Here is a 6,170-nt window from a genome sequence, read left to right on the forward strand (position 1 = left end):
ATTTTGCCAGTTTGAAAAGTCATGTTATAATAGAATTATGGAAATTACAGAAAAAGCACCTGCTAAGATTAATCTTGGTTTGGATATTCTAGGCAAGCGTGATGATGGCTATCATGAGTTGGATATGATTATGGCGAGCGTTGATTTGGCAGATAGGATTACAGTTCGGGAGATTGCGGATAAAGATGTGATTCGTTTGCAATCAAATTCGAGTTTTGTTCCATTGAACAAAAAAAATCATGCGTATAAAGCTGCAGTTTTATTGAAAAGAACCTTTCATATCACAACAGGGGTTGATATTTATATTGACAAAAAAACGCCAATTTCTGCAGGTTTGGCGGGAGGTTCATCAGATGCGGCGGCGACTTTGCGTGCGTTGAACAAGCTTTGGCAACTGAAACTAACCTTGCCCGAGCTTGCCAAACTTGGCGAGCAGATTGGTTCAGATGTTCCGTATTGTGTTTATGGTGAGACTGCGCGCGTGACAGGGCGAGGCGAGCATGTTCGACCGATTGAAAATCATAAAAAGTTTTGGGTTATCCTTGTCAAACCAGAGTTTGGCGTGTCAACACCAGATATTTTTCGTCGTGTCAACTTGGCGCAGATTAAGCATCCAGATGTTGATGCTTTGGAACATGCGGTGGTCAACTCGAATTTTGATGTTTTGCTCGAAAATCTCGGCAACGCTTTGGAAGCTGTGACTACTGAAAAATATCCATTTATCTCAAAAATCAAGCAACGCTTGCTTGATAGTGGTGCTGACGGCGTTCTTATGAGCGGTAGTGGTCCAACTGTTTTTGCACTGTGTCAACAAGAAAAAAAAGCACAACGCATTTGTGATAGCATTAAAGGCTTTTGTGACGAGGTTTATTTGGTTAGAATGCTTTAATAAAATTAAAACAACATGTGAATAACTATTTTTCTTGACATTTTCTGCAAGCATGATATACTTAACTGGTAAAGTATATTGGAAACGGAAAAAATCATGGCAAATTTAAGCAAAGAAATTGACTCATTTTTCACGAAAATCATGCAAGTTGTTGAAAATAAACAAGAAGTTTTACTTGGTAAATGTGAATCTGGTGCAGGTTTGACTAATACGCAAGAGCATATTCTTATGCTTCTTTTGCGTGAAAAATTAACCAATGCCAAATTAGCTGAAAAACTCAATATTTCACCTGCTGCGGTCACAAAAGCACTGAAAAAATTACAACAACAAGCGTTGACAATTTCTGAGAAATCGGTATCGGATGAGCGGCTTGTTCTTTGGCGTTTGTCCGAAACAGGTAGACCGATAGCTGAGGAACATCAACATCATCATCAAGCAACGCTTGCAACGTATGTGAAAATCGCAGATACATTTTCAGAAAATGAGCAAAAAGTTATCATAAAATTTTTGAAAAAACTGGAAAAGGAGTTCTGACAATCGTTATGAACTATATCAACGTTAAAAATCTTAGTTTTTTTTATGATGCTGAACCAGTCCTTGAAAATGTGAGTTATAGCGTGAGTTCTGGCGAATTTGTCACATTGACAGGTGAAAATGGTGCTGCCAAATCAACTTTAGTTAAAGCTAGTCTCGGCATTATCAAGCCAAAAACAGGAGAGATTAGCATTGCCAAGGAAAATATCAAGGGCAAAAAACTCAGAATTTCCTACCTGCCGCAACAAATCGCCAGTTTTAATGCGGGGTTTCCTAGTACGGTCAAGGAATTTGTTATCAGTGGTCGTTATCCGCGAAATGGTTGGTTTAAGCGGATAACGGCGCATGATATGGCGCATGTTGAAACGGCACTACGGTCAGTTGGTATGTGGGAACAAGTTGACAGACGCATGGGGGCGCTTTCAGGCGGGCAAAAACAGCGAATTGCCATTGCGCGCATGTTTGCCAGTGACCCAGACTTGTTTATCTTAGATGAGCCGACGACTGGCATGGATGATGTCAGTCGCTCCGAATTTTATCGGCTGATGCACCATGCGGCACACAAGCACGGTAAGGCGGTCTTAATGATTACGCATGATGCGGATGACGTCAAGGCTTTTGCTGACCGCAATATTCATTTAGCACGCAAGGAAAATTCAGCTTGGCGTTGTTTTAGTGTACACGAAAAACGTCAGGAGGAGACAGAAAAATAATGTTTAGTTTCTTTCATTATGAATTTATGCAACGCGCATTCATGGCAATCGTTGCTATATCGCTATTTGCACCGCTTTTGGGTGTTTTTCTCGTCTTGCGTCGTCAAAGTTTGATGAGTGATACGCTCAGTCATGTTTCACTTGCTGGCGTTGCTTTTGGTTTATTTCTTGGCATTTCACCTAATATTTCAACGCTTATTGTTGTGATTTTAGCGGCAATCTTGCTTGAGTATCTGCGAACTGTTTATCGTGATTTTCTTGAAGTAGCGACAGCTATTTTGATGAGTGTTGGCTTGTCTTTAGCGCTGATTTTCGCTAACGCTGGTCGTGGCAAGGGGGTCAACCTTGATCAATATCTCTTTGGCTCGATTGTTACCGTCTCACAAACGCAAGTGATTTTGCTTGCTGTGCTTGCCGTCATTGTGCTAGTCGCTTTTGCCCTTTTTATGCGCCCGATGTATGTGATGACTTTTGATGAGGATACGGCATTTGTTGATGGTTTGCCCGTCAAACTCATGTCCACCATTTTCAATATCGTGACAGGTATCGCTATTGCCTTGATGATTCCAGTTGCGGGGGCGCTCCTTGTCTCAGCGATCATGGTCATGCCCGCCTCTATTGCTATGCGGATTGGTCTGACGTTCAAGCGCGTGCTTGCGATTGCTGTTTTGATAGGCTTTGTCGGCATGCTTTTCGGTCTTATCATCTCCTATCAGACAGGCGCGCCAGCCAGTGCCACGATTACCCTTGTTTTTGTCGCCGTTTTTGTGCTGACATTACTTGCGCAAAAGATTCAGAATCTGCGCTAACATAGATTTTTTCCTTTGTAAAAGGGTGTCTGAGTTGCAGATGTTTCGCGTGTAACATCAAACGGGAGCAAGACGAACCTCTGTAAATGGGATCGCCTAGAATCGCATGACCACAGCTACTAAGATGAACGCGAATTTGATGTGTCCGCCCCGTATCAAGCTGACATGCAACTAAACTTTCCGCAGAAAAATCAGCCAATACCCGTACATGAGTTACCGCATGTTGTCCACCGCGTGAAACAACAAGTCGCCGTTTTTTATCATGGCGATCAGTTCCAATATTCTGGTCAATCGTAAATGATTTTTCCGAAAAATATCCCGCACAAAAAGCATGATAAGTTCGATGAATTTGCCGTTCACGTAACATAGCATCCAAAATCGGCAAGACAAATTGATTCTTGGCGAACAAAACAGCACCAGAAGTTTCAAAATCTAGTCGATGAACAACAAAAACAGGCGTACCGCAAAAAGCTGAGACGTGATTTTGTAAGGCAATCTCGCCGTCTGAATTGCCATGGGTTTTCATATTTTCGGGTTTATTAACAATAATCAAATGCGTATCTTCATACAAAACATCAGCTAAATTTTTATCGCCAAAAACCAATTTTTTATTAGGAAAATCGCTATCATCAAATATCACTGTGACTTGGTCAGCACTATGTACTAAGTCCTCAAAACGTGCAACAGTACCGTTTACTAGGATATGGTGCTTGGTTCGTAAAAAATGCCGTTGCTTTTTTGGCACAAGCCACTGGGTTGTTAAAAGTGTCTCTACCGACATTTCCGAAAAAGAAATCGGCAGTAAAATCGTGAATTTCATGCTACTATTATATCAAAAAACGAGCTTGCGAGCTAAAATGTGCTAAAATAGATTTATGACTGAAAATGAACACAAAAGACAGCCTTTGAGTCGTGCGCAGAAAAACGCCGACCCAGACCTTGATAGAAAAGTCAAAGAAAAGGCGAAAACCAATAAGCGCCAAGTCATCCCTGCGCCAATCAAACGTTTTTGGAAAAATCATAATTTGACGAAAATCTCTGTTGCCGTCATGCTTTTTGTTGTACTTGCGATTGCTAGTTATCTGCTTTTTCTTGCTAAAACGGCGGATGTTGAAACGCTCAAACAGTCTATGGAGGCGCGCACTGAGCTCATTGACAAGGACGGTAATTCTGCTGGGGCAATGTATGGTCAAAAAGGTACAACAGTTACTTTTGATGAGATTTCTGATAATGTCAAAAATGCTGTGCTTGCGACTGAAGATAGGACTTTTTATGAAAATAATGGCATTAATTTCAAACGAACTTTACTTGCCGTTGTCACTTTTGGTAAATTTGGTGGTGGCTCGACCATTACGCAACAACTAGCTAAAAATGCCTATTTAACGCAAAGAAAAACAGTTGACCGAAAAGCAAAAGAATTGTTCCTAGCGCTCGAAATCAACAAAAAATACGATAAAAAAGATATCTTGACCATGTACCTCAATAACTCCTATTTTGGCAATGGCATATGGGGCATTCAAGATGCCAGTCTCAAATACTACGGTAAATCCTCTCAGGAATTAACGATTGACGAATCGGCAACATTAGCTGGCATTCTCAAATGGCCTGAGGTTTATAATCCGCTTTATAAAGACGGCAAATTTGCCAAAGATCGCCGTGATACTGTTCTTCAAAATATGGTCAATGCGGGCTATATCCAACAAGCAGATGCGGATGCTAATGCACAAATCGGCATTACCAGTAATCTCGCAGATGCTTACGTCGGCAAAGATGATGATTATCAATATCCAAGTTATTTTGATGCTGTGTTGCAAGAAGCAATCAATGATTATGGTTTGACCGAGCATGAGTTGCTCAATAATGGCTATAAAATTTATACAGGTCTTGATCAAAATATGCAGACTGGTATGCAGACGACGTATTCAAATACTTATCTTTTTCCAGTTGCAGCAGATGGTGTGGTTGCACAATCTGCTGCCGTTGCCATTGACCCGAAAACGGGAGAAGTCGAAGCCTTGATTGGTCGTGTTCCAACAGAGGAACATAATACTTTCCGTGGCTTTAATTTTGCAACTCAGTCAGGCAGAAGTCCTGGCTCAACGATTAAACCATTGATTGTCTATACGCCTGCTGTTGAGGCAGGTTGGTCAATTAACAAAGAATTATTTGATGAACCAGCTGATTATAATGGGTGGCAGCCTCTTAATGCTGATCAACAGTGGCATGGCAGTCTACCTATGTATCAAGCGTTGGCAAATTCTTATAACATTCCTGCTATCAATACGTTTGAGACGATTGGCATTAAAACAGGCATTGCCAAAGGAAAGAAGTTTGGTCTAAATTTGACGGCTAAAAATGAAACATTGACCACAGCTTTGGGTGCGGGTGTTGAGACCAATCCATGGCAGATGGCGCAAGCCTACACTGCATTTGCCAATCAAGGTGTGATGAACGAAGCACACCTCATCCAAAAAATCGTCAATGCTAGCGGTAACACCATTGTGACTGCAAAAGTAAAGAAAATGCGCGTGATTAATGAGGGAACAGCGCAGAAGTTGACCTCAATGATGCTTGGCACTTACACCAACGGGACGGGCGTTTATGCGGCACCTTACGGCTATACGTTGGCTGGGAAAACAGGTACAAACGAGGATATTGACCAGTGGGTTATCGGCTACACGCCAGATGTTGTCATGACACTGTGGCTAGGTTATGAGAATCCTGAGAGTGAGTTTCATCGTTTGGATGATACTTCAGCTGGGACAGCTTCGACTGTTTTTAAAACAATGGCTAGCACCATTTTGCCCTACACAGAAAATACAGCTTTTACGGCAAAAAATGCCTATTATGTTGACGGTTTAGACCCGATTGCCACAGCAACAGAAGACCCTGTAACGACTGATATTGTCAATGAAGCTAAGGAAAAAGCTAAAGACATCACAGCTAAAGCAACAAAGCGAGCCAAAGAAGTTGGTGGCAATCTTTGGGATACTATCAAATCATGGTTGTCAAGCGAAATTGAAAATGTCCCAAAAAAAGTCTAAACATGAGTTACATTTATAAAGCAAAATTTGCTTTTAGATTCCATTTTTGATATGATTTAGTTATGATTTAGGCTGAATTTTCAGCTTGATATTCCAGAAGCGTCTTACCGATTCTTCTGAGATACTTTTCGAAAGATGCAAGTTTCCACGGGTGTGACTGTTGGGGAATATACTTGCGTTT

Annotated in this window: 6 protein-coding genes; 5 read left to right on the top strand and 1 reads right to left on the bottom strand. The window is 41.3% G+C overall.

Features of this window, described 5'->3' with window-relative positions; translation table 11 throughout:
• Positions 1 to 37: 37 nt before the first annotated feature.
• The 4 genes from ispE (at position 38) to Hs30E_RS05170 (ending at position 2,945) form a co-directional block, all read left to right on the top strand.
• Positions 38 to 889, top strand: coding sequence for a 4-(cytidine 5'-diphospho)-2-C-methyl-D-erythritol kinase (ispE, locus tag Hs30E_RS05155; protein WP_172208527.1), 852 nt, complete (start codon positions 38 to 40; stop codon positions 887 to 889).
• Between the two features lie 96 nt (positions 890 to 985).
• Positions 986 to 1,423: a zinc-dependent MarR family transcriptional regulator gene (locus tag Hs30E_RS05160; RefSeq protein ID WP_172208528.1), complete on the top strand. Its 438-nt coding sequence runs from the start codon at positions 986 to 988 to the stop codon at positions 1,421 to 1,423.
• Between the two features lie 8 nt (positions 1,424 to 1,431).
• A complete protein-coding gene (locus Hs30E_RS05165; RefSeq protein WP_172208530.1) occupies positions 1,432 to 2,136 on the top strand; it encodes a metal ABC transporter ATP-binding protein in 705 nt (234 codons plus the stop codon).
• Positions 2,136 to 2,945, top strand: a complete 810-nt coding sequence (locus Hs30E_RS05170) for a metal ABC transporter permease (RefSeq protein ID WP_172208532.1) — start codon at positions 2,136 to 2,138, stop codon at positions 2,943 to 2,945. The genes Hs30E_RS05165 and Hs30E_RS05170 overlap by 1 nt, the downstream gene beginning before the upstream one ends.
• Here the strand turns inward: Hs30E_RS05170 and Hs30E_RS05175 are convergent.
• Entirely contained in the window at positions 2,878 to 3,765 is an 888-nt protein-coding gene (locus Hs30E_RS05175) for an RluA family pseudouridine synthase (RefSeq protein ID WP_172208533.1), read from the bottom strand. The genes Hs30E_RS05170 and Hs30E_RS05175 overlap by 68 nt on opposite strands.
• A 55-nt stretch (positions 3,766 to 3,820) precedes the next feature.
• On the opposite strand from Hs30E_RS05175, the gene Hs30E_RS05180 reads away from it, so the two are divergent.
• Positions 3,821 to 5,989, top strand: a complete 2,169-nt coding sequence (locus tag Hs30E_RS05180; RefSeq protein WP_172208534.1) for a transglycosylase domain-containing protein — start codon at positions 3,821 to 3,823, stop codon at positions 5,987 to 5,989.
• The last annotated feature ends 181 nt before the right edge of the window (positions 5,990 to 6,170 follow it).

Origin of the sequence: Pseudolactococcus hodotermopsidis, assembly GCF_011170085.1 — a bacterium.
Taxonomy (GTDB): domain Bacteria; phylum Bacillota; class Bacilli; order Lactobacillales; family Streptococcaceae; genus Pseudolactococcus; species Pseudolactococcus hodotermopsidis.

Excerpts from the sequence above, each read along its gene's own strand:
- ispE (WP_172208527.1), top strand. The coding sequence starts at position 38 with ATGGAAATTACAGAAAAAGCACCTGCTAAGATTAATCTTGGTTTGGAT.
- Hs30E_RS05160 (WP_172208528.1), top strand. The coding sequence starts at position 986 with ATGGCAAATTTAAGCAAAGAAATTGACTCATTTTTCACGAAAATCATG.
- Hs30E_RS05165 (WP_172208530.1), top strand. The coding sequence starts at position 1,432 with ATGAACTATATCAACGTTAAAAATCTTAGTTTTTTTTATGATGCTGAA.
- Hs30E_RS05170 (WP_172208532.1), top strand. The coding sequence starts at position 2,136 with ATGTTTAGTTTCTTTCATTATGAATTTATGCAACGCGCATTCATGGCA.
- Hs30E_RS05175 (WP_172208533.1), bottom strand. The coding sequence starts at position 3,765 with ATGAAATTCACGATTTTACTGCCGATTTCTTTTTCGGAAATGTCGGTA.
- Hs30E_RS05180 (WP_172208534.1), top strand. The coding sequence starts at position 3,821 with ATGACTGAAAATGAACACAAAAGACAGCCTTTGAGTCGTGCGCAGAAA.